The sequence below is a fragment of the Rugamonas aquatica genome (genome assembly GCF_009380215.1).
Classification (GTDB): domain Bacteria; phylum Pseudomonadota; class Gammaproteobacteria; order Burkholderiales; family Burkholderiaceae_D; genus Rugamonas; species Rugamonas aquatica_B.
On sequence record NZ_WHUG01000001.1, the window covers coordinates 593448 to 617933 of the forward strand.

General features: G+C 65.2%; 15 protein-coding genes. 3 read left to right on the forward strand and 12 right to left on the reverse strand.

Annotated elements, in window-relative coordinates:
• Positions 1–119 precede the first annotated feature (119 nt).
• Together GEV02_RS02605 and GEV02_RS02610 are read left to right on the forward strand one after the other, a co-directional pair.
• A complete protein-coding gene (locus tag GEV02_RS02605; protein WP_152836369.1) occupies positions 120–2252 on the forward strand; it encodes a TonB-dependent siderophore receptor in 2133 nt (710 codons plus the stop codon).
• Positions 2252–3553 (forward strand): PepSY-associated TM helix domain-containing protein, encoded by a 1302-nt coding sequence (locus GEV02_RS02610; protein ID WP_152836370.1) that lies wholly within the window; start codon positions 2252–2254, stop codon positions 3551–3553. The genes GEV02_RS02605 and GEV02_RS02610 overlap by 1 nt, the downstream gene beginning before the upstream one ends.
• Here GEV02_RS02610 and GEV02_RS02615 read toward each other — a convergent pair.
• Positions 3498–4289 carry an AraC family transcriptional regulator gene (locus GEV02_RS02615; RefSeq protein ID WP_152836371.1) on the reverse strand — a complete coding sequence of 264 codons (792 nt, stop codon included), beginning with the start codon at positions 4287–4289 and terminating at the stop codon, positions 3498–3500. The two genes, GEV02_RS02610 and GEV02_RS02615, sit on opposite strands and share 56 nt — an antisense overlap.
• A 98-nt stretch (positions 4290–4387) precedes the next feature.
• Between GEV02_RS02615 and GEV02_RS02620 the strand changes: the two genes are divergently transcribed.
• Positions 4388–5554, forward strand: a complete 1167-nt coding sequence (locus GEV02_RS02620; protein WP_152836372.1) for an FAD-dependent oxidoreductase — start codon at positions 4388–4390, stop codon at positions 5552–5554.
• Positions 5555–5570: 16 nt separating this feature from the next.
• Here the strand turns inward: GEV02_RS02620 and GEV02_RS02625 are convergent, their stop codons facing one another.
• The 11 genes from GEV02_RS02625 to GEV02_RS02675 form a co-directional block, all read right to left on the reverse strand.
• Complete coding sequence (locus GEV02_RS02625; protein WP_152836373.1) at positions 5571–7379, reverse strand: M61 family metallopeptidase; 1809 nt, start codon at positions 7377–7379, stop codon at positions 5571–5573.
• A gap of 12 nt (positions 7380–7391) precedes the next feature.
• Entirely contained in the window at positions 7392–9083 is a 1692-nt protein-coding gene (locus GEV02_RS02630) for a flavin monoamine oxidase family protein (protein WP_152836374.1), read from the reverse strand.
• Positions 9084–9102: 19 nt separating this feature from the next.
• Positions 9103–11211 carry a thiamine pyrophosphate-binding protein gene (locus tag GEV02_RS02635; protein ID WP_152836375.1) on the reverse strand — a complete coding sequence of 703 codons (2109 nt, stop codon included), beginning with the start codon at positions 11209–11211 and terminating at the stop codon, positions 9103–9105.
• Positions 11212–11255: 44 nt separating this feature from the next.
• A complete protein-coding gene (locus GEV02_RS02640; RefSeq protein ID WP_152836376.1) occupies positions 11256–13250 on the reverse strand; it encodes a lipoxygenase family protein in 1995 nt (664 codons plus the stop codon).
• 43 nt (positions 13251–13293) lie between these two features.
• Positions 13294–15009: a flavin monoamine oxidase family protein gene (locus GEV02_RS02645; protein ID WP_174998933.1), complete on the reverse strand. Its 1716-nt coding sequence runs from the start codon at positions 15007–15009 to the stop codon at positions 13294–13296.
• A gap of 181 nt (positions 15010–15190) precedes the next feature.
• Positions 15191–16744, reverse strand: coding sequence for a hypothetical protein (locus tag GEV02_RS02650; RefSeq protein WP_152836378.1), 1554 nt, complete (start codon positions 16742–16744; stop codon positions 15191–15193).
• A gap of 259 nt (positions 16745–17003) precedes the next feature.
• The gene (locus GEV02_RS02655; RefSeq protein WP_152836379.1) at positions 17004–17723 is read right to left on the reverse strand and encodes an aspartate/glutamate racemase family protein; all 720 of its coding nucleotides are present in this window, start codon (positions 17721–17723) and stop codon (positions 17004–17006) included.
• A complete protein-coding gene (locus GEV02_RS02660; RefSeq protein ID WP_152836380.1) occupies positions 17720–18925 on the reverse strand; it encodes a DUF917 domain-containing protein in 1206 nt (401 codons plus the stop codon). The genes GEV02_RS02655 and GEV02_RS02660 overlap by 4 nt, the downstream gene beginning before the upstream one ends.
• Positions 18915–21245, reverse strand: a complete 2331-nt coding sequence (locus tag GEV02_RS02665; RefSeq protein WP_152836381.1) for a sigma-54-dependent transcriptional regulator — start codon at positions 21243–21245, stop codon at positions 18915–18917. The genes GEV02_RS02660 and GEV02_RS02665 overlap by 11 nt, the downstream gene beginning before the upstream one ends.
• A gap of 274 nt (positions 21246–21519) precedes the next feature.
• Positions 21520–22902 (reverse strand): hypothetical protein, encoded by a 1383-nt coding sequence (locus tag GEV02_RS02670; protein WP_152836382.1) that lies wholly within the window; start codon positions 22900–22902, stop codon positions 21520–21522.
• A gap of 84 nt (positions 22903–22986) precedes the next feature.
• Complete coding sequence (locus tag GEV02_RS02675) at positions 22987–24384, reverse strand: hypothetical protein (RefSeq protein WP_152836383.1); 1398 nt, start codon at positions 24382–24384, stop codon at positions 22987–22989.
• Positions 24385–24486: the final 102 nt, after the last annotated feature.

The window sequence follows — 24486 nt, forward strand, 5'->3', positions numbered from 1 at the left end:
CCCTTCTCATCGCAGTGTTACTACGAAATATACTTGCAAATCGAAATGAGAGTCATTATCATCCGTGGCGATTAACTTATTGTTAATCTTGACCACTTTTAAACAGAAAGCTCCACTCGATGCAACATCAGTTGAACAAGCAAGGCCTGACACCTTTAGCCCGCGCCGTAGCCAGCGCCATCCTGCTGATGGGCGGTTATCACATGAACGGCGGCGCGAGCGAGGTGGAAACCGCTGCTCCGGCCGAGGCCACGATGGCCACGGTCGTCGTGCAAGGCCAGGCTGATGGTGTTGCAAAGCGCAGCAGCGTAGGCAGCAAGGGCGATACATCCATCGTTGAGGTGCCGCAATCGATCTCGGTGCTGAACCGCGAACGCCTGGATGCGCAAAAAGCGCCCGGCATCCCGCAGGCGCTGCGCTACACGGCCGGCATGCAGACCGAGAGCTTCGGCGTCGATCCGCGCTTCGACCAGTACATGATACGCGGCTTCGAAACCGGCTCGAACGGCGTCTTCCGCGACGGCCTGAATCTGCCGACGCGCGGCTTCACCGCGTTCACGATGGAGCCGTACGGCCTGGAAAGCCTGGAAGTGCTGCGCGGCCCAAGCTCGGTCATATACGGCCAGGCCGAGGTGGGCGGCATGGTCAACGCCGTCAGCAAGCGTCCGACCGCGGGCCGGCTGGGTGAAATCGAAGTGACTTACGGCAGCTACGACCGCAAGCAGGTGGCTGCCGATGTCGGCGGGCCGGTGGACGAGCAGGGCGTGTGGCTGTACCGCCTGACCATGCTGGCGCGCGAAGCCAAGAGCGCTATCGACTACACCAAGGACAACCGCCAGTACTTCGCGCCGTCGCTGACCTGGCATCCCGATGCGGACACCACGCTGACGCTGCTGGCCTATCTGCAAAACGACAACGTGCCGCCCAACTTCTACGTGCCTGCGGTGGGCACGCTGACGCCAGGCCCGTATGGCCAGATTCCAGCCAACCGCTTCGTCGGCGAGCCTGGGCTGGACCATTTCAAGACGGAACAGCGCAGCGTGGGCTATGTGTTCGAAAAACGCTTCTCGCCAGCGTGGAAGGTACGCCAGAACCTGCGCTACGCGACGGAGAAGGTCGACTACCACAGCCTGTACATGACTGCCCTGCACGAAGACCAGCGCACCATAGACCGCGCCAACTTCTCGGCGCAGCAGAAGGCGCGTGTGTTCGCGGCCGACCAGAACGTCGAATGGAACAGCCGCTTCGGCAATATCGATAACACCTTCGTGGCCGGCATCGACTACAGCCGCGCCGTGCAGGAAGGCCAGAACTACCTCGGCGAAGCGCCAACGCTGGACGTGATCGCGCCGGTCTACGGCCAACCGGTGGGCGTGGCCGACAAGTACGAAGACAAGCGCAGCACGCTGACGCAAACCGGCATCTATGCGCAAAACCAGATGAAGTTCGACGGCCAATACCTGCTGACGGCAGGCCTGCGCCGCGACCGCAGCAACATCGACAACGACGACTACTTCAACGCCGCGAAGAACAGCCAGAAGGACAATGCCACCACCGGCCGCCTGGGCCTGACCTGGCTGGGCCCGAACGGCGTGTCGCCTTACCTGAGCTATGCAACCTCGTTCCGTCCGGTGATGGGCCAGACCTTCGAAGGCCGCAACTTCGTGCCGGAGAAGGGCAAGCAGGTGGAGCTGGGCGTTAAATGGGCGCCGCTGGACCGCCAGGCGCTGCTGACCGCCGCAGTGTTCGATCTGCGCAAGAGCAACGTGCTGACCGCCGACCAGGATCACCTGGGCGTCGGCGCCCAGATCCAGCGCGGCGAAGTGCGCGTGCGCGGCCTGGAGCTGGAAGCGGAAGCCAAGCTGGACAAGCAATGGAAAGTCAACGGCTCCTTTACCGGACTGGATGCGAAGATCATCCGCAACAACGACGGCAATGAAGGCAAGCGTCCATCGCTGGTGCCGCGCGTGAACCTGGCCGGCTGGGTGGAACGCAGCTTCACCGAAGGCTGGCGCGCCGGCCTGGGTGTGCGCCGCATCGGCGTGACCTTCGGCGACGACGCCAATACCTTCGAGAATCCGGGCGTGACGCTGGCCGATGCGGCGCTCGGCTATCGCTACGGCCACTGGGACTTCGCGCTCAACGTCAACAACCTGACCGACAAGGTCTACCTGGGTAACTGCTCGACCGAAGGCACCTGCAACTTCGCCGCCCGTCGCCAGGCCCAGGTCACAGCGCGCTACGTCTGGTGATGCGGCGCCTGGCTACATTGCTGCACCGCTGGGCGGGTTTGCTGATCGCCGGCTTCCTGTTTGTCAGCGGCGTCACCGGCGCGGTGATCTCCTGGGATCACGAGCTTGATGAACTGCTTAACCCGCACCTGACCAAGGCGCCAGGCAGTGGCCCGGCGCTGCCTGTGCTGCAACTGGTGCAGGCCGTGGAGGCGCGGCACCCGCAGATGCAGGTGCTGTCAGTGCCGATGGCGGCTGAAGCGGGCCATTCGCTCGACTTCTACGTCGAGCCTCGCGTGAACCCGGCCACCGGCGAGCTGTATCCGGCGCCGTACAACCAGGTGTTCGTCGATCCAGCTACCGGAGCGGAGCTGGGCACGCGCAAGTGGGGCGCGGCGTGGCCGATCACGCGTGAGACCTTCGTGTCCTTCCTCTACCAGCTGCACTACACGCTGCATATCCCGCAGATGTGGGGCATCGAACAATGGGGCCTGTGGCTGATGGGCGGCATCGCGATGATCTGGACTGTGGACAGCTTCGTCGGCTTTTATCTGACGCTACCGGTGCGCAGGCGCGCGTCGGCGCTGACATTGGTGGTGGGCGGCCCGAAACCCAAGAGCTGGTGGAAGCGCTGGCAGCCAGCATGGCTGATACGCTTCGGCGCGGGCAGCACCAAGCTCAATTTCGATCTGCATCGGGCGTTGAGCCTGTGGACCTGGCTGCTGTTGTTCACCATCGCTTTCACCGCGTTTTCGCTGAACCTTTATCGGGAGGTGTTCTTCCCAGTGATGTCGCTGGTGTCGAACGTGACGCCTTCGCCGTTCGATGTGCGCAACCCGAACGCGCCGAACAAGCCATTGGCGGCCGGGCTGACGTTCGGACAGGTGCTGGCGCAGGCCGAACCGGAAGCTGCGCGGCGCGGTTGGCGTGAACCTGCGGGGAATCTGACGTATTCACGGGAGTACGGCATCTACACGGTGGCGTTCTTCCAGCCGCAGGACGAGCAGGGCGCGGGCGGCGTGGGCCACCGGCAGCTGTACTACGATGGCCGCAGCGGCGCGCTGCTCGGCGACCGTCAGCCGTGGAAGGGTACGGCGGCCGACATCTTCGTGCAGGCGCAGTTCCCGCTGCATTCGGGCCGCATCCTCGGCATACCGGGGCGGGTGCTGATTTCGCTGATGGGCGTGATCGTGGCGACGCTGTCGGTGACGGGCGTGCTGGTGTGGTGGCGCAAGCGCAGCGCACGCATCATCGCGGCGGCCAAGATTACGGCGCAGCAGTCCGGAAGTAGCGTCCAGGGGAGTCGCCGAAATGGCGCCTGAACATGACGATGAAGTTGCTGGTCGTCGCGTAGCCCAGCGCATCGGACACCGCGTTCACTGACTCGCCCTGGGCCAGCCGCTCCAGCGCTATCGACAGCAGCAACTGCTGCCGCCATTGGCCGAAGCTGCATCCAGTCTCGCTGCGAAACAGGCGGCTCATGCTGCGCGCGGACAGCCCGGCCCACGCCGCCCACTCCTCCAGGCTGCGCTCATCCGCGGGCGCGGCCGCTAGCGCGGCGGTGATGCGCAGCAGGCGGCGGTCTTGCGGCATCGGCAGGTGCAGGGCGGCTTGCGGCTGCTGCTGCAATTCATCCAGCAGCACGGCCATGATGCGCTCCTGCGGCGGAGTCAGCGCCTTCTGTCCTGCCCAGCTGACTGCCTGCCGCACCAGCGCGCGCATGATTTCGGTGACGCCGATGACGGTAGGATGACGCGGCAGCTGCGCGCTGGCGGCGGGCGTCAGCAACAGGCTCCATCCGCTCATCGCGCCGGTGATGCTGACCTGGTGCGGCTCGCCGGGCGGTATCCAGCCGGCGCGATGCGGCGGCAGCAGCCACGATCCGCTGGCTGTACGCACACGTATCAAACCGCTCTCCACGCAAAACACCTGGCCCCGATGGTGATGGTGCCAGTCGTACTCCCGCGTGCCGAGCTGGAATTCCTGGTCCTCGCGGGTATCGCCCCACAGCGCAATCAGGGCAGGTCCATCGCGCCGTTCGCTCAAATTTCCGGCCATGGCTCAAATTCATTATTTATAGACCAAACAACGTTATCACCGCATGGCCTCTTTGTCCAATACTGGCGACTGTCAAAACAGGAAAGGGCATATCACTCATGCAGAAAAATACGTTTCACGTTGCGATCATCGGCGGTGGGCTGGGCGGCTTGTGCCTGGCGCAGGGACTGAAGCAGCAAGGCATTGCCTTCGATGTGTTCGAGCGCGATCCCGCGCTGGACAGCCGCTCGCAAGGCTTCCGCATCCGTATCAACGCTGACGGCCAGGCGGCGCTGCGGCATTGCCTGCCGCCGCAGCTGTTCGAATTGTTCAAGGCCACCTGCGCCGACGACCTGCCAGACGTCCATGCGCTCGATACGCAGCTGAACGATACCGGCCAGTGGCTCAAAGCATGGAATGACGACGAGGCCGCGGAGCTCAAGGTGCACCGCCAGACGCTGCGCGAAGTGCTGATGTGCGGTATCGCCGATCGCGTACACTTCAACAAGGAGCTGCGCGAAGTGCGGCAGTTGGGCGATGACGAAGTGGCCTTCGATTTTGCGGACGGCAGCAGCTACCGGAGCAATCTGCTGATCGGCGCCGACGGCAGCGGCTCCCGTTTGGCGGCGCAGTGCTTCCCGGAGGCGCAGGGCCGCGATACCGGCGCGGTATGCATCTACGGCAAAGTGCCGCTGGATGTCTGCGACCACCACCAGATCGCGCCGGTGCTGTACGGCGGAACCACGGTGATTTTCGCTGCCGGGCTGGCGGTGGTGATCGATGCGATGCGGTTCTCGCCGGCCGCCGGCAGCGCGGAGTACGGCCTCACGCCCGCCAAGGACTATCTGTACTGGGCCATGATCGGCATGCGCGAGCGTTTCGGCCCGGCCGCCAGCGACGCGAACATCCGGCAGTGCATCGCCGATGTCAGCGCCGATTGGGCGCCTGGGCTGCGCGCCTTGTTTGCCGCGACGCCCGCCGGCATGAGCGCGATGCTGCCGGTGCGCCAAGCCCCGCCGCCGCAGGTCTGGCTGCAGGACAGGGTGACCTTGCTTGGCGACGCAGCGCATGTGATGAGTCCAGCCAGCGGCCTGGGTTGCAATACCGCGCTGCTGGATGCGGACCTGCTGGTTCGCCAGCTATCCATGGCGGCCGCCGGTGCGCAGACGCTGGACCACGCCATCGCCCGCTACGAGCAAGGCATGCGCGAACATGCGGGAACGGCGCTGCGTTCTTCCGAACGCAGCGCAGTGCAGCTCTATGGCGGTAAAGCCGGCGCCGATTGATAGCCAGGGGGCGCTGTCACACGACCGTTTCGATACCGTGGAAGTTCTCGTAGAAATCGGTAGCGAAACGCTGGCCCGGCGTCGGTTCGAAGTGGCTTTCCAGCCAGGTGCCGATGCGGGCGGCCTGCGCCGCGTCGCCTTCCCATACCAGGCCGCCGATCTTGCGCTGCGGCGCCGGCACAACCGTGAACGACAGCTGCCGGTGGCCGCGCCGCACCTCTAGCGTCACCGGCTCCGTATGGCCGGCGGCCCACGACAAAGCCGCCTGCGTGTACGGGAAACCATTGACGGCGAAGATGACGTCGCCCGCCGCCAGCCCGCTGGCGCCTGCCGGCGTGTCGTCCAGCACGTTGTAAATCGCCGGTGCGTTCTGGTTCAGGAACACGATGCCCAACTGCCGCACCGTTGTGTGCAGCAGGGTGAACCCCAGCTGCGGGAGCAGCGTATCCGTCGTCAAACCGGCGGGATGGCAGACCGCCGCCTCGATCAACTTGCCCAGGCCATCGCGCTGGCCATTGAAGTAGGTGATGACGTCGGCGTTGGTGTAGCCTTCGTATTGCGGGCCGCCGCTGAGATATTCTTCGAAGAAGCCGCGGAAGGTGCCGTCCAGCGTCTGCTGGCGCGGGCCCAGGCGCAGCGTGGCGTCGATGTCGAAGGCGATCAGCATGCCCTTGTCGTAGTAGTCGATGCAGCTTGCCGTCCGCCCCGGGAATTTCGGGCTGTGATTGAGGTAGGTGGACAGCGACGAATCCGCCGCGCTGACGCGCTCATACGCCGGCACGGCGCGCAGGTGTTCCAGGTAGCCGACCACGCAGCTGAAGAATTGCTCGGGGCTGTAGACGCCGGCCCGTGCGCAGGACAGGAACTCGTAGTAGCGCGTAAAGCCTTCGGCCATCCACAGGCCTTCGCTGAAGCTGCCGCAGGTCAGCGCGTGCTCCAGTTTCATCAACGGTGCAGGACGCAGGCGCCGCACGTTCCAGGCGTGGAACAGCTCATGGGCGCAGACGCGCACGCCAATGGCGTTCTGGTCGGGATCGACGAAGACATCCGGTCCCAGGCCGCACATGGTGCTGGTCAGGTGCTCCAGTCCCCATTCGTTGTCCGGGTTGAGGCTCAGCACAAAGGTGTAGTCCTCGAAGGGGAAGCCGCCGAACATGCGGCCGAAGCCCGCCGACACCGTGGCGACGCGGTCGACGAAGGCATCCACGCTTTCCTCCATGCCGACACCGCCATCGACAAACGCGAAGTAGAACGGCGTGCCCTGTACATTGCGTTGCAACAGACGATAGCGGCCCATGACCACGGGCGTGTCGAGCAGGATTTCATAGCTCGGATAGCGCCAGCTGTGCGCGTCCAGCTGCTCCGCGCCGGACGGATGGTGGATGGTCCCTTGCCAGGCCTGAGGCAGCTCGTAGCTGACGGTGCATGTGCCGGTGTGGTTGGCGTTGTGCAGATAGCGGCCCCCCATCAGCACACCGTATTCGTTATCGAGGATGCCGGACTGCTCGCCGATTTCCGGCGCATAGGCCGTGGCGCGGTAGCTGACGCTGACATCGCCCTCGCAGCCATCGACCACGAAGGCTTGCCAGCCGTCGCGCCGTACGACCAGCGGCTTGCCGGTGGCGGTGTCGTGGGCCCGCAGCTCGAACAGGTCGCGCGCCAGCGGCGCGAAGCTGTAGTCGCCCGGTACCCAGGTGGGGATTGCCAGGCGCATGGCGCCGTGGGCGAAGTCGCCGTTCAGGCGCATGTTCACCGTGAGCTCGTGGCGTTCGGGGTGAACGGCGACCTGGTAGTGCACGTTCGGTGCTGTGGCTTGCTTAACCATGATGGATTCCGATCAGAGTATGGTGGGTGGTATCGCCGCGAACATCAGCGGCTCGGCTTTGGCTGCGGGCGTCGGTTCGATCTCCAGCGCCACGCGGATGCCGGATTCGATTGCGCCTTCGATCCAGGCGTGGCGCAACGTGGTCCAGTCGCCGGCGAAATGCAGATTGCCGACCGGCGGCGCGACGTCGGCCTGCAGCTCGCTGAGCTGGCCCGGTGCGAACATCGCCGCTTCGCCCATCGCCAGCGGGCTTTCGTCCCAGTTGACCGAGTGGCCGGCGATGAAGTGCTTGCGCACGTAGTCGCCGTGCACCTGCGCCACGCCGTCCAGCGCGAACTGGATGCGCTGCGCGTTGTTGAGCGAACCCCAGCCGCGCGCTTCGGTTTCCCAGGTGTAGCTGGCCAGCAGCACGCCCGTCGCTTCGCCGAAACCGTGGCTGGGGTAGTAGATGGTGCGGTTGGCCAGGTCGGTCAGCGAGCCGCCGCCCCAGATGTTGTCGCGGGTTTCCCAGAACCGTTCGTCAAAGCTCATCAGGACTTTGGAGGCGGAGTCGTAGTACAGCTCACGGATCATCTTGCGTTTGTTATGCGGCAGCATGGGGCTGAAGTCGACCGTGCGCAGGCAGGGCGTAGGTACGGTCAGGATCACGTGGTCGGCGCTGATGCGGGCCGGTTGGCCCGGTGCGGCCAGTTCGGCGCCCAGCGTGACGGCGCCGTCCCATTTGGCGTCGTAGGGTTGGAAGGCCAGGTGCGCGCGTTCGCCGCTGTCCGACCACTCCACGCCTTTCAGCCACTGGTTGAAGCACACCTGCACGCCGGCGGCCTTGAGCGGCGCTATCCAGGCGCGCACCAGGTTGTCGGTGCCGTTGGTGATCTCCCAGTACATATTGTCGGAGTTAATCAGCGACATTTCGATCAGGTTCTGCACGAAGGACAGCGCGCGCCGGCTTTCCAGGTTCTGCATCACTTCGACGAACTCCACGCCTTCGGTCGACAGCAGCGAGTATTCGCGCAGGAAGCCGTTGATCGAATAGCTGTCGTAGCGGGAGATCGCTTCCGGCCAGTTGGCGCGCGGCGCGGCGTTGACGTAGTCCTTGACGAAATCGGTCACGCTGGCCAGCAGCGCCGGGCCGTTCATGCGCTGCTGCGCTTCCGGCAGGTCGGACAGGTCGTAGCCCAGCGCCTTGGCCGGATACTCCTGGTTCAGGTAGTCGCCGGTGCGCAGCTTGACGCCGTTCACATAGGTCCACGACTGGTAAGCCTTGACCGGCGGCGTCGCCACGGCGCTGCCGCACAACACCGCTTGCTGGTCCTGCGGCTTGATGGTGTCGCGCTTCACGTCCACCTGGTAGAAGAAGTTGACCGGCACCGAGTACTTGCAGATGTAGGTGCGCAGCAGATGGTGGATCTGCAGCGGCAACCGCATCGGCCCGGCCTCGCCGTACAAGTCCTTGCGGCCGAAGTAGCGTTCGCCCCTCAGCGTCAGGATGCGGCCGCCGATGCGGCTGTCGCCTTCGAAGATCGTCACCTCGTGCCCGGCCTCGGCCAGCAGTTGTGCCGACACCAGGCCGGCCATGCCGGCGCCGACGATGGCGATCTTCTTCGGCTGTTTGGTCTTCGGCAGGCCGTTCTTGATGATGGCCAGATACTCGGTGATGACAGGATCGTCCTGCTCCGCCAGCAGGTCCTGGATGCTCTTGCTCATGGATGGCGTCCTTTAAAAATCAAACGATGGCGTGTGGCGAGTCGGGAGCGTCGCCGCCGAGCTTCCAGCGCGTGTTGCTGGGCAGGTCTTTGCAGACGTTGCGCACCGCCACCAGCGTGAAGGTGGAGCGCGGCGCCGGCGGCGTGCCGTCGTCGAAGGTGCAGCTGCCGGTTGCGCATGCGCCGCCTGCCTGCTGCGGCGGAGGCGAAGCGGCCTTGATCTTGCCGATCACTTCCGCCAGTTCGGCATTGCTGGTCACTTCGTAGCCGACGCCGCCGAAGCCCTTGGCCAGGGCGACCCAGTCCCACAGCGCGGTCTGCGGCACCCGCGTCAGCGCCGCGAAGGCGGGCGCCTGCGGGCCGCTGCCGAAGGCTTTGGGGTTAATCAGGAACTGTTCGATCGCGAACACGCCGTTGGCCATCACGAACACCACATTGTCCAGTCCCATTTCGGCCAGCGTGCCGATGGCGTTGCAGCTTTCGGCGAAGGCGCCGTCGCCGGAGACGGAAATCACGCGGCGCTTGCTGCCGTTGGCCTGCAGCGCCAGCTTGACGCCGCAGCTCGCGGCCGGCGAATAACCGATCGCGCCCCAAGCCAGTTGGGCGATATAGCCGTTCTGCGGCGACTTGATGTTGTTCAGGTTGTAGAAAGTCAGGCCGGTGTCGGCCAGCACGACCGGGGCTTCGCCTTTCTCGTCGTTGCCGAAGGTGTTCAGATAGCCGTGGTGCAGCAGCGACTTGAAGCTGTCCCAGGTGATCTGCGCGTCGGGCGCGTAGGTGGACGGCACCGGAATATCCCACACCGGGCCTTCAATGCCGGGGAAGGGCGCGTACGGCAGTTTGCCCTTGGCTTCAATCAGCTTCTGCTGAATTTCCACAAGGCTGGGATAGACGACGCACAGCCGCCGCATGAACTCGCCCTCGGGATGGGCGATCGACTCGTTGAGCGCGAGGATGAACGGGCCGATGGCGACATCGCCCCAGTACATGCCGCCGGGCTCGCCGCCGTTCAGGCGCGCCGCACCCATGCGCACTTCAATGGCTGCGCTCATCGGCAACTTCGACGGCTTGCTTGGATCGTAGTCAGCGTTGGCCAGGCCGGAGAAGTTGAAATCGGTCTCGTGCACGCCCAGGCTCAGGATCAGGTCGGCGCCAAGCACCAGCTTCTGCACATTTTGCTGCGAGTTCTTGCCGTTGTAGGTGCCGGCGAAGAAGGGCGCGTCGTACTCGCTGAGGATGCCCTTGCCGAGCAGGCTGGTCAGATACGGCGCCTTCAGCGTCTTGAGCAGGTCGGTAAAGGCCGCCTGCTGGCCGAAGCGCGCGATTTCCACGCCGCCCAGCACCACCAGCCGCTCGGCCTCCATCAGCGCGGTCAGGGTCGCCGCGATGGCTTCGTTCAACGACACTTGCGACTGCGGCACCGGCGCCTTGACCAGCTTGGGACGCGTGGCGAAGGCGGCCACCGGCAGCGATTCCATCTGGTTGCCGATTTCGATGTAGACCGGCTTGGAATCGGTGATGCAGGCGGTCAGGGCGGCATCGATCAGGTCGGCCGCGTAGGCGGGATTGTCGATACGCACGGCCATGCGCGTGACCTCGCGCAGCACGCGCAGGTCGGTGTAGGCGCCGTCGAACATGTGGTGCCACAGCACGCCCTGGTCGCGCTGCGAGTTGAACTGGGCGGCCGACGGCGAACCGTTGATCAGCACCATGGGCACGTTTTCGACGAAGGCGCCGGCCACCGCCTGCACGGCGTTCAGCGCGCCGACGCCGTAGGTGGTGGCGACGCAGCCCACCGAGCCGGGCGTGGCGCGGCCGCAGCCGTCGGCGGCGTAGGTGGCGCACATCTCGTTGTTCGGGTGGACGCGGATCAGGCCGGCGTTGTCTTCGGTGTCCAGGGTTTCCACCCACTCGCTGATGTAATCGCCGGGGATGGCCATCACATGGCGCACGCCGATTTCGGCCAGCCGTTTGTTCAGGTAGGTGGCGACGGTTTCACCGGCGCCGGCCTGCTGCACGCGCAACAGGCTGGCGCCGGCGACATCCGCCGGCTTGGCATCGACCACGGTTTCAGGGGCGCCAAACTGGCGGCGGTATTGTTTTTGCGACAGCAGATAATTGTTCGGCATGGCGTATCCTCGTTGGTCGATGGGGCAGAAGGGGCGGGCCCCGTTCAGATCTGGATGGCGTTGGTGGTTGCCGCGTTCAGGTATTGCGGCGACTGCCAGGACACCAGCTCTGCGCTCAGGTAGTAGTAGGCCAGGCTGTTAGGCACCGGCAGCGCGCCATGCCAGGACGCGATGCGGGCCTGCTGGTTGGCGCCTATCGTGGCCGCCACCGAGGACTTGCCTTCCCAGATCGCGTTCCAGAAGCCGATCACCGCCGCCTGCTGCGGCGAACCGGCCGCGTAGGGATAGATGGCCAGCATGTCGGTCTGGCTGGCGGGGTTGACGCCCAGCGTTTCGGTGACAATCGAGGTGCCGCCCATCACGAAGGAGATCTGCGGCTGGATGACATTCGCCAGTGCCGTCGGCGATTGCGGGTCCGGCAGCGCATCGAGCACGGTCTGGGACGACACGGCGGCGGCGTTGGCGGGCGGCGCGGACTGCATCGCGAATGCGCCGTTGGGCGTGAAGGCCCAGCCGTTGAACATGGTGTTGTTGACGGCCGTGTGCTGCACCGAGCAGGTGAACAGCAGATTGCTGAACACGCTGGTCAGGTAGGCCTTGGTCGGCGTCCAGCTGAAGCGGGCCGTGCCGTCTTGGTTGAAGGCGCCTTGCACGGTACGCATCCACGAGTTCAGGCCGGTGTCGGCGGCTACCGCGTCGTCGCTGGCATAGCTGGCGGCGACGATGGCGGCGACGAAGCCGTTCACCGCAGTCCACCAGCGCTGGCCGTCGTCGCGGTAGGGGAAGGCGACCTTGGTGATGGCGCCGGCGTTCAGGCCGCGGCTATCCATCTGCGCCGGGAAGGCGTTCTGGTCGAAGCGGTAGTTCTGGTACAGGCTGTTGATGACCTGGTACAGGCCGACGCGGCCGGTCGGCAAGACGTTATCGCAGAAGCCGCCTTTTTGATAAATGCCTTTGGCCAGCGTGCCAGGCATGCTGATTACGCCGCTGTTGACGTTGAACGATTTTTCCAGATAGGGCTTGGCCAGGATCACCAGCGGATGCTGCTCGTCCAGGGCGCCGGTCTGGATCTGGTTCAGGGCGGCGGTGCCGAACAGCATGTCGACGGTGTGGGTGTTGAACAGATGCGAGCCGCTGAACCACCATTGCTGGTCGGCCGAGGCCAGCCAGAGCTTGGCCAGCAGCCAGGCGTCGCCCTTGGTGTCGGCGGGATCGGTCGGCGTGAAGATGTAGGCGCCGGGATCGGTGGCGGAGATCTGTATCGCCTGCGGCATCAGCGTGTTGTCGTTGCCGATGGTGAAGAAGCACAGCGGCGCGGCCAGGTAGCGGCCCTTGAGCACCAGTTGCCCGGTGACGGCGGCGCCCAGCACCGGCCGGTAGTCGCAGACGAACAGGCAGCCGTCGCGCTGGGCGTTGCTCAGCGTCGTTTGCAGGCCGGCCAGCGCGGCGCCGTTGCCGGCCTTGGCGATCCACGCGGCGATGTCGTAGTGGGACGAATCGGCCAGCTTGATGACGTTGGGATTGGCGCCGCCCAGGCGTTGGCGGGCCAGTTCGGCGTCGTCCGCGATCCAGTGCGTGGTCAGCGCGGTGATCTGCGCCGGGCTGAAGACGCCGGTGTCGCCGGTCCACATGCCCTGGGTGTAGCGCTGGGCGATGATCTGCGCGGTGCTCGGGCCAGGGTACTTCTGGCCCGGCACATTCTTGTTGATGTAGGCCATCGCAGTTTTCAGCTGCTCGGTGCGCGCGTTGGCGTCCGCGGCGTCGTCGTCAGTGCGCTGCCAGTTCTTCGGGATGGTGGCGATGTCGTTCAGCCACGGCGGCAGCACGCCGGCGAAGGTGCCGGCCACCGGATACTGGCTGGTGTCGTAATTCAGGTCGGTCGCGTTCAGGCCGCTGAAGACGAATTGCGGCGCGGCCACGTCGCTGGCGCGCGCCAGCGCTGCCGGCGCGCTGGCGGTGCGGTGCAGGCTGTGGATGGGGCCGCGCAGGCCGGCGGTGTAGGCGAGTGCGCCGCCGTAGGAATTGTCGTGATGGTTCATGGCATGCTCCTGTTCAAGGTGGGATGGATGTGACGGGATCAGGCTAGGCCTGGTCGAAAAAGACGTCGCGGGCCAGCGCTTCGAGCCCGGCGTCGCCGAAGTAGGGAATCATGGTCGGCAGGATCAGGCCGCCGCCCAGCGCATCGCGCAGGCGTATCATCATGGCGCGGTCCATCAAGCCTTCCTGCACCAGCACTTCCCAGACGCAGCGGAAGGCCGAGTCGTAGGCGCCGGCGATCCAGTAGTGCACCATGTCCAGATGCTCGCCGGCGAAGTGGACGCCGCCCTGCGGTTCGCGCGCGGCCAGGAATTTGCGGGTGAACTGGCCGGGGCCGAAGAATTCGAAGCCGCCGCCGGCCAGCGGTTCCTGGTTCCAGGCCACCGCGGCGCCATGGCCCAGGTACTGCTCGCGCGCGACTTCGCCATGCAGCGTGACCAGGTGGCGCAGGCAGGCGTCGAACATCTGCTGCTCGGTGAGGTGGGCGAACTTGTCGGCGTCGTTCTGCCAGCAGTAGCTGGCCAGCAGATAGGCCGGGCCGGCCTCGCCGATGCCGAACGAGGGATAGACCACGCTGCGCACCGGCAGGTCGGTGTTGCTCTGGCCGCCAGCCATGTGGGCGCTGTGGGGGCCGGCGCTTTCCCAGAAGCGGGTCTTGAAGCCCAGCGCGATCTTGACGGCGTTGGTCATCTTCAGCGTGCGGATGGCGTCGTACTTGGCGGGCGACCAGCTGGCCGGCGTATCGACGAAGCGCAGCGCGCTGAACGGCAAGGTCATGACGACGTGGTCGAACTCGGCCTGCTGGGGCAGCGCGCCGTCGCCGCGCTGGTAGTGCAGCACCGTGCGGCCGCCGCGCTCTTCGACGCGGGAGATTTGCGCGCCCATCTGCACGCGCTCGGCCGGAATGCGCTTGACCATTTCCTGGGTGACGCGGTCGGTGCCGCCTTCCATCGCCGACCAGGTCTTTTCTTCGAACGAGAAATTATCGAGCAGCATTTCAGTGAAGGCCAGGTCGTACACGCCGGTGTAGCTGAGCACGGTCTCCATGTAGTCGACGATGGTGGCCGGGTATGGGCGCTCGCCGTCGCCGATTTCCTGCAGATAGCTGCGGCCGGAGTAGGCATCGAAGCGCAGCATGCGGTCCCAAGCGGCATCGATCTGGCCGTCGTCGAGCAGCTCCATGAACGGCGCCAGCGCGGCCGACAGCAGCGTCTGGGCCGGCTTCAGGCGGCCACGGCTGTCCTTGAAGTAGGCGTATTCATCGGCCTTGAAGAAGTCGTCGAAGCCGAGCAGCGAGTTATCCTCGGCGACCGCGTTGCGGGTGGCCGGCGGGCGGCCGTTGAAGCACAGCAGGTTGCCGGCGTCGGCGGCCGTGCTGTGGTCGTACAGAATGTAGGGAATGCGGGCAATGGTGCGGGCGCCCGGCACCTCGCTGCTGGTCTTGTTGAGGTAGTCCCAGAAGTTGAACAAGCGGGTCTGCATCCACGTGTGCGGGAAACGCATGGCGCCCATTTCGGCGTACTGGTGCGGGCCGTCGTTGAAGTAATGGGTTTTGACCCGGCCGCCCATGCGCTCGCCGGACGCTTCGAACAGGTGGTAGCCTATGCCCAGCTGTTCGAGCAGCAGCGCGGTGTACATGCCGGCCATGCCGCCGCCGACTATGCCCACGCGCAGCGGACCGGACGGCGCCGCCAGTTTGGCGTTGGCGGCCACGCGGTGGTGCGGACCTGCCTGGTCGCGGTCGCGTTCCTGCTGTTTCATGTGCCTTTCCATGGCCTCGAACAACTGCCTTCTGTACCGGCCTTTCAATTCCCGGGACTGTGCATCGAGGTCGCTTCCATTTTTTGCTGCGGGCATGGCACTCTCCAAGTCCCGGCCGTCGCCGGAATGGTCTATGTGAAATCGCGCCGCCCGTCGGCGGCCGATGGTGGCGCCGTCGTGGCTAGCCGGCGCCGGATTGGAAGGTCGCGCCTTGCGCCAGCAAGGCCTTGCCGATCGGCCAGGGGTAGACGCGCTGGCGCGACGCCGCCGTGTGGAAGGCTTGCGCGCTGACGCCGCGCGCCTGGTTTTGCTGGCGCAGCAGCGCGTAGGCGGCCGCGCCGACCGCGTGGCTGGCGGCGCGGCCCGGCGAAGCCATCAGGCCGAAGCATTCGTTGTGCAGCGTTTCCATGGACAGGCCGGTGGTGCCGGCGGCCCAGGCGATGAACTCGGTATAGGTCATCTCGCCGTTGTGAACGCGGACATCGCACAGCGCGCGCACGTAGCGGATCAGGCGGCGGATATAGGTTTCCAGCTGGGCGCACAGCACGCCTTCGGCCTGGGTTTCCGGGATGGCGCCGTACAGCGACAGGTAGGCCGCCTGCACCGGATCGGGCGCGGCCACGGCCAGCAATTGGCGGGCGGCGTCCCAGTATTCGAACTCCAGGCAGAAGGCCATGCCTTCGCTCATCGGCACGGCCAGCGCCGTTTGCAGGCCCAGCAGCGGCGATGCGGCCAGGCGCGGCGAGATGGCGAGCCGCTGGCCGCGCGCGGCGCCGCGCGCCATGGCGTTAATCATGGCGAACATCGATGTCTGCCTCGGCGCGGGCGGGCAGCGCCAGGCATCGTCGCCGAAGAGCGCGCCGGGGTCGCGGATCGCCAGGTAGCGGGCGCCGTAGTCGTCGCAGGCGCGCGTGACCCGCGCCATCCACGCATGGCAATCGACCGCGTAGTGCGTGTTGACGCGGCACCAGACGGCCTGCAGGCTGCCGGCCCCGGCGGCGAAGGGCAGGGCGGCGATCTTGCGGGCGACGTTCTGCGCCAGCGGCAGTTCCTGCTCCAGCCAGGCCTGGGCCAGGGCGGCGATCTCGCGCGGGCTTTCCTGCAGCTGGTAGCAGGCTCGCAGGCAGGCCGGGAAGCCTGGCGCGCGCACCGGTCCGGCGATGGCGTCCCAGGCGCCCAGTACCGGCCAGTAGACGCTGAAGCTGTCGGAACCCAGGCCTTCGACATCGAACAGCATCTGGTACTCGCGCAGCGCGGCCAGGATGGCGTTGACGCGGCCGCTGAATTCCGGCCACGCCTGCTGCAGCCGCGCCAGCGCGGTCCGCAGCTGCTGCGCCGCGTTCAGGCACTCGCGCCGCACCATCACGTTGAAGTCATGGCCCCACCAGCGCAAGGCTTCGAAGTTGACCAGCTCGTGCACCGCATCCAGATAGTCGGCCAGGCAGGGCAATTGCGTGTCGCGTTCGAGGAAGACGCGGATCAGGCCGTCGGCGGCGGCGCGCACGCCGCCCATGCCGGCGCCGGACGGGCCCGCGCCGCTGGGATGGGGCAGGTCCAGTTGCGCTTGCAGGCAACTGAGCAGCGCGTCGGCGGTGGCGCGCAGGTGGGCGTCGGCCACGGCCGGCAATTGCTGGCGCAGCGCGTGGATGCGGCAGCGCATTTCCTTGACATTGAGGGCCGTGGGCTTGAACAGCGTGGACAGCGTGGGCAGGCAGCCGCACAGGTAGGCGGCCACCGGGTTGATCTCGGACCACAGCGTGACGACGGCCGCGGTCGGATCTGTCTGTAGTGTGCTTTCCAGGATAACCTCGCTGTGAGAACCTCAGGCGCCGGCCGCCGCCAGGGCGGCGACGTAACGGACACAGGAGGATCTACAGCAAGCGGCGTGCCATCGTCGATGGCGCCGCGCTCAGAGGGAGCGCGGCGGCGCAGCGCAAACCGCGCGGTCGGATTCGTCCATTGCGGGACGCGGAGGCGGACGAATCCGGGAAGGACTAGCCGGCGTATTTGCTGTAGCTGGCGCGGCTGGGGCGCAAGCCCATGCGTACCAGCGACACCAGGAAGCTGAAGCCGGCCTGGTTGGGGTCGATCACCGGCACATACATGCCGACGGCCGTCTGCAGGCGGGCCGTGACCTCGGCGGCCACGCCGACGAAGCCGGTGCAGCCGAGCAGGATGGATTGCGCGCCGTCCTGCTGCACGGCCAGCGTGGCTTGCTCCAGCGTCGCCTTGACCACCAGGTCCAGGTCGCCCAGCTTGTCGACCGGGATGTTGATGGCACGAATGGAGGCGAACGATTCGCTCAGGCCATAGGCCGGCACGTGGCCGCGCTGCATGGCCAGCGTGCTTTCCAGGATGGTGATGATGGAAAAGCGCTCGCTGAGGGCGAGGGCGGTGAAGGCCGAGGTCGGGAAGCCGCCGATGATGGGAATGTCGATGGCTTCGCGCGCCGCTTCCACGCCGCACATGTCGAAGTCGCTGAGCCAGATGCCGTCAAAGCCTTCCCTGGCGATCTCGCGCGCGGCTTCCACCACCGGATAGCCGTTGTGCAGCAGGTCGATGCGGCTTTCGATGCAGTCGTGGCCGGACGACAGATTACGCACCGTCACCGTGACATCGTCCGGTATCACCGGCTGCACGGCCTTCAGCAGCATCTGGTTGTATTGGTCGGTGTTGACCGGCGCCAGTATGCAGATGCGGAATTGTTTTTTCATTTGACGGCTCCTTGTTCGAACAGTGGCAGATAAGGGCCCAGATAGCCGAGCTGGGCGACTTGTTCCATGAAGCTGTCCAGGATCAGGCCCCCTGGTACGCGCAAGGGCGCGGCCGCGCCGATGCCGATCACGCTGACCGGCCGTCCCTGGACCTGCGGGTTGAGCGTGCCGTCGGCCTGCAACAGGTCGCCGTTGGAAAACACCTGCTGTCCTTCACCTTCGACAAAATAGGTCAGGCTGTCCGGCGCCATGCCGATGGGCTGGCCTTGCGCGCTGTTCCAGGCCAGCAGCGATTCGTTCTGGTACACCACCGTGCACAGGCCGTCTTCGCTTTCAAGCGTGACCTTGCCCACGTCGAAGCCGCCCGACGTATCTTCTTTCACGGCGGTGATGCTGCCCGGTCCGAACAAGGTGCGCGCGCCCAGGCCGGCTTTCTCTTCCAGGTACCGGACCATCTCGGCCGCGCTGCCCAGCTCGCGCTGTTGCAGCATGCGGCCCAGGCGCAGGGCGCGGTTCAATGTGCCGCGTATCGGCAAGCCGCGCGCCAGAGTCTCGGTGTCCATGATCCACATGGCCAGGCCGCCAAACTGCCCGAACTCCTGCTCGGCGACGATGGGGCGCACCATCTGTTCGATGATGGCTGCGACATCCTGCTGGTGCCGGCTGCAGCCGTTGACGTCGCCGCGCGGCGTGACATCCAGTTCTACTTGCAGGCCTTGCTGGCTGACCAGCATGGTCGGCCGGGGATTGAGGCCCTCGGCCGCGAAGGTCAGCATCGGCAGCGACGGCACGGCGCGGCCGGCGCCGTCGGCGTCGACCACTTCCAGGCCGAAGTGCGCCGCCACCAGGCAGGCGACGACGAAGCCCAGCGCACCGCTTTCCGGCGGAACGATGTAGGCGAGTTTGCGGCCTTGTTTCTCCAGGTGCTCCTTAATCATGGCCACGGCCTTGACTGGACCGTCCGGATACTGGACCTGGTTGATGGCGACCGGCGCGCCCAGGTAGGCCACCATGACCGCATCGCCATTGATTGCTTCCGCCACGTCGACCACACGCACGCTCGCCGTTGGATAGTAGTCGCCCGCGATAAAGTTTTGCGCCAGGTGCCGCGCCGACGTGATGGTGCCGCCGCCGCCGCTGCCAAAGAAGCAGCCGCCTTGCAGCAAAGCCTCCATATCGGATTGTTTCAGTTCAAATGCCATGCTGGACCTCCCCTACAGTTGAAACACTGAGATCCCGGGTCTTGAGTTGCTCCATCAGCTGCAATGCGCGCGCCAAGCCCGGGTACGGAACCACACGTTCTACATCCTGAATACTTTTTTCGAGCAGCGTGACCGCCTGGCGGCGGCGGCCGTCCTGATGCAGCAGTTCGGCCAGATGGGTGGCGGCGCGGATGCGGCCCGGCACCGAGCCCAGCGCCTGCGCGGTCGACAGCGCGTTGCGCAGGCCGTCTTCGGCGCCGTCCAGATCGCCCAGCATTTGTTTCGCCAGGCCGCCTACGCACATCAACTCGCTCAGGTAGGCGCGCTCGTGGTGGGATAGCGCGATCTCCAGCGCCTGATCGATCAGCGCGGTGCAGTCGGCGGCGCGGCCGGCGGCCAGCAGCGCTTCGGCGCGCTTCCAGGCCTGGAAGGAATGGAATAGCGCGCCGCCTTGCTCGACGAAATAAGCCGCATAGGCTACACGCATGCGCTGCTCGGCCGGCTCCGGATCGCCCAGCGCCGCCATGTGGCAGCCGCAAAAGATCTCGCCGACACCCCGGTAAAAGCCGAACTCGTGGTCGCGGGCCAGTTGCGCCAGTTCGCTCGCCATCGGCCCCAGCGTTTGCGTATCCTCGAACAGGCAGGCCAGCCAGGCCGCGCCTTGCAAGGCGATGGCGCGGTCGAAGACGCTGGCCTCGGGGTCGGTGCAGCGCAGCGTCAGCCGCTCCCGCATCCATTGCGCCCGCGCCAGCGCGCCGGTCTGGAACGAGGCCAGGCCGGCAAAGGTCTGGGCCAGCGCGACCAGATCGATGCCCTGGGCGCTGTGGCGTTCGGACTGTTCGGCGTCGAGCAGCTTGCTGAGCGCCAGGCAGGCCAGCGCTTCCTCGCTGTCGCCCAGCCAGAACAGGGTGTTGGCCAGCGCGAACTGCGCTTCCGCGTGGATCGCCGGATGCGCCGTCGTGTGCGCCAGCTTGAGCATGTCCTGCGCGGTGGCGCGGGCGGCGAACAGCTGCATCATCATCAGCTGCACGCTCCAGATGCCGAACATCAGCGAATTGAGTTCGATCGAATCGACCACGCCCTGGCCGGCCCGCAGCGCCGCCTCGTGTTCGGCCTGGGCCTGCGGACTGTGCCAGCCGTAGATGCCGCGATAGCACACGGCCAGCATGCGGTGCAGTTCGAAGCGCAGCTTGCGGGTGGGCAGATTCTCGTTGCCGCCGTCGAGCAAGCCGAGGGCGCGGCGCAGGGTCGCCGCCGACTCGCGGAACTCGCCCCGTTCCAGCATGCGGCGGCCGGCGATCATGCATTCGTCGACGGCCGAACGGTTCTTGTCGCGCGCCAGCAGGCGCCGCTCGACCACCTTGCGATTCACGCCAAGCATGGCGGCGGCGGCGGTCTTGCTGCCGCCGTTCAGGCTCAGCGCGCGGTCGATCAGCAGGCGTTCGACCAGGGCCATCTTGTCCGGTTCGTCCAGGCGCAGCACGGCGTCGATCAGCGCGTCGGACGGCAAGGTCTGCTCGACGGTGGGCGCGAGGAAGGATTCCAGGATGCCCAGGCTGATCTCGGTTTCATCGCTGAGTACGGCGATGCGGCTGACCAGGCTGCGCAGCTCGCGCACATTGCCCGGCCAGGGCTGGGCCTTGAGCCGCTCCAGCGCCTCGGCGGTGAAGCGCGGCGGCGTGGTTTCGCGCGCGGCAAAATGATGGACCAGGGCAGGGATGTCGTCCCGGCGCTGGTCCAACCCGGGCACGTCGATGGAGAACACGGCCAGGCGGTAGTACAAGTCCTCACGGAAGCGGCCGCTGCGGACCAGTTCTTCCAGGTTGCGATGGGTGGCGGCCACGATGCGGCCGGTGAACGGCCGGTGCTCCTGGCCGCCGACCGGGCGAAAGGTCCGCGTCTCCAGCACGCGCAGCAGCTTGGCCTGGAGCGACAGCGGGAACTCGCCTATCTCGTCGAGAAACAGCGTGCCCTGCGCCGCCATCTCGAAATACCCTTGCCGCTCGGCGGCGGCGCCGGTGAACGCGCCGCGGGTGTGGCCGAACAACTCGGACTCGACCAGCTGCTCGGGAATCGCGCCGCAGTTGATGTCGATAAAGCGGCCAGCGGCGGCGCGACTTCCTTGTTGATGTACCAGCTGCGCAACGATTTCCTTGCCGGCGCCGGTGGGGCCGGTGATGAGCAAAGTGTGCTCAGTCGGCGCGATGCGGGCCACCAGCCGCAGGATCTTTTGAAACGCGGGGGAATGGCCAACTGCACGGAGGGGAGGTTCGGCATGGAGTACAGCGGGGGAGCCCGCATGCCCAAGGTGCGCAGTCATGATGGTTGCATGATGAAATTGTTGGTTGAGGCGTTAGAACGTCTAAAAACCGCATGGCTATCCTTTGAATCTTAGCTCAAAATAAATGTTTTTTGGAAAATAAATAAATGACAATAATCAAGGGATTTTGATGTAGAAAATACCTTTTGCGCAGGGAGGGAACGGCCGCGCGCGGGCGCGGCGGGTACTGTGGCGCGTTCGGCGTTGGCCGGTTCAAAGGCGCGGGGCCATCGGGGTAAATTGCCCGATGGGTGGCTCAGGCGCCAGCCGGTTGTCACGGCGGTGACGACATCGGCGGTAGCTGCGGCATCACGGTGGAAAGCCAGCAGAGCACCTGCAAGCCTTTCACCTCCAGGGTGTTCTGGTTCAGCGTCGAATCGCGGATATCGAAGAAGCCCAACGCCGTTGCCTGGCCCAGATTCTGGCGGTCGTCGTTCGACCAGTTGGCGGTGATCCTGAGATCGCGGATCACGATGAACGATGTCGGCAACAGGGGGAACATGCCGGGGTTGTCGGTGGCGGAGCCGTTCGAATATTCGCCCAGCCTGGTGCCGTACATATACCAGTTTTTCATCTTCAGCAAAGCGAGCTTGAACCAGCTGCGGTCGATGTTCACACGGCAGTACTTGAACGAGATGCTGAAGTTGTCGCTGGTGCCGGCCGGCTTGGTCGGCAGTTCCGCGTTGATCAGACTGGTCAGATGGTAGCGGTTGGCCAGGTCGATGCGACCAAGGTTCAGATCCTTCCTGGTCAGGTCCAGCGCCTGGATCTGGTTGACGAGCTTGTAGCGGCTGTAGGAACTCTCGGGCACGATCTTGTGGTCGAACAGCGTCTGCGCCTTGACGTTGGCGAGGTTGGCCGCAAAGACCGGGGTGTTGATCAGCGCGGGGCTGGCGTGTATGCCGCCGGCGATGTGAGCCGCCGTCGGCGTTGCCTTGAGTGCCGCCGCGGCTTGCAGATTCAGCGGTTTGTGCAGCACCGTCAGCGGCAGCGCCGGCTTGACCAGCGGGATCTGCTGTATCTTCGCCACCATCAGCTTCACGCCCGACTTGACTGAATCGGCCTTGACGGCATCGTTGGGCCGCAGCTTCCATACGCCCTGATTCACCAGCGTCGGACCGCCGGCCCTGACAAAGCGCGAGTCCGGCGCTGCAGGCTTGACGGCGCCCGACTGCATATTGAAGGTCGGCCAGAACTGCGCCGCCGTTTCGTCATACCAGTTGGCGGGCGTGGCGATGCAGGGATAGTAGAACGCATTGGGATCGGTCGAACTGCCAGTCCTGGCCTGCAGGAATTCGTATTGCGAATCACCGAACAGCTTGAACATCGGGTTGGTGCCGACATCCGCCGGACCGGCGCCGTTCGGGATCGCGCCGGTGACCAGGATTTCGTACAGATCGTCCACCTCCAGCCCGGAGTTCTGGAAGTAGGCCTTCGTGAGCGTCGGCGCGATGTTCGCCAGATGCGAGAAAGTCTCCTTGGCCACTTGCGGATCGTATGGCCCGTCGGGCGCACTGGCCGGCTTGAAGTCTTGCGGAGAAAGGGAGAACCCCGGCCAAGCCATCTGCATGGCGATGGAGGGATTGGCGTCCGTGATGTTGAGCAGTTTGGATAGTTCGTCGTACACCGCTCCGATGAAGTCGACGGTATTGGACATAGAGCCTCCCTTGCTCAAAGCATCGTGTATGGTTGGCGGCCCCGCTGGGGAGCCGCCGTTGCAGGTTTCAACTGAAGCGCGCGATCAGGCCGGTGGGGAGTAGGGCACCACTTGGCTGATAAAGCCGATGATCTGCACGCCCGGCACCGTAATCGTTCCTGCCGCCATGGCCGACGTGAACGTCTGGTTGGTGCTGGAATGCGCGTAGCTGCCGGAGATGGAGAACGGCCCGATACCGAAGCCGCCGCCACCGCTGGTTTTGGACGTCATCAAGTCCCAGTCCGCCTTGGCCCAGTTGGCGGAAATTTTCAGCTTGCGCACGACCACAAACGAAGTAGGGATCAGCGGCATCAGCTCGCCGTCCTGATGCGCCTTGGTGCCGTTGGACAGCACGCCTTTCTTGTACAGGTTGCCGAGGTCCCAGCCCTTGGTGGACAGCAGGCTCGCTTCAAACCATGGACGCCGTATCGTCACCAGCGTGTACTCGAAGCTGATGCGCAGGCCGTTGGTTTCGGAACTGGCATGTTGATGCGAATCGGCATGGCCGGCCGAGCCGCCTATGCTGAACAGCCCCAGGCTGAAGCCGGCCGAGCCGCCATAGGACGTGAAGTCGGACGACGAGCTGTTCGCCGCGCTGCTCGATGCTGAGTCGAAGGTGGTCCAGCCGCTGGATTTGCTGGAGCTGCTGTACCAGTCCGAAGGCAGCAGCGACACGCGATAGACCTTGGGCGACAGGCCGCTGCCGGTGTCGTTGAGCACCACGCCATAACCTTCGAACAGATCCTGCGCGTGCTTCCATGCCAGCTGCAATGCGTTCTGCACGGAGGTGGTCTTGATCGCCAGGTTCTGCTCGACCTTGCTGGCGTCTTCCGCACGCCAGCGGTCGTAGGATGTTTTGACCGGAATCTGCAGCGTGGTGGCGATCATCGGCCAGGTGTTTTTGCCGGTGGCGGTTTTCTGCGCTTCCAGGAAGGCGCCGATATAGGCGATGCGCGCGTTGTTGTAGGCGGCCTGATTGTCCAGGTAGTCGCGATACACCTGCGATTCGATTTTCTTCTGGGTCACTTCACCGGTATCGGGATCGGTCACGGAGACCATGCGGAACAGATAGTTCTCAGCGTCTTGCAGCTGCTTTTCAATGGCGGGGTTGGGCGCTTGGGCTGGGATGTGGACGCCATCGAGCATCTGCTTGTACATGCCGCTGATCTTGCGCGTGCTGTCCGTGTAGATGGTGGACATCTTGGGCGCGACATCGACCAGCTCGGTGGTGTTGATCGCGGCATCCTGGCTGCCGCCGCTGTTGCCCGGGGTCCAAGGATTGCGGAAGTCGGCGGAATTGATCGCCAGGCCAGGCTTCATCATCGACAATACGGTGCTCGACGCTTGCAGAACTGGCTTGCCACCAGGCTCGGCCTGCGTGACGGAATTGAAGATATTGTCGAAGATTCCTTGAATGAGTTTTGAGACTTCTGCTTGTGTCATGTTAACGCTCCTTTTAGATGCAACAACAAGACCAGGCCTGGGGTCATTTCGAATTGGACCAGCTGGAACAAGGCTTAGTTCCAGCCGGGGCGGCGCAGATGA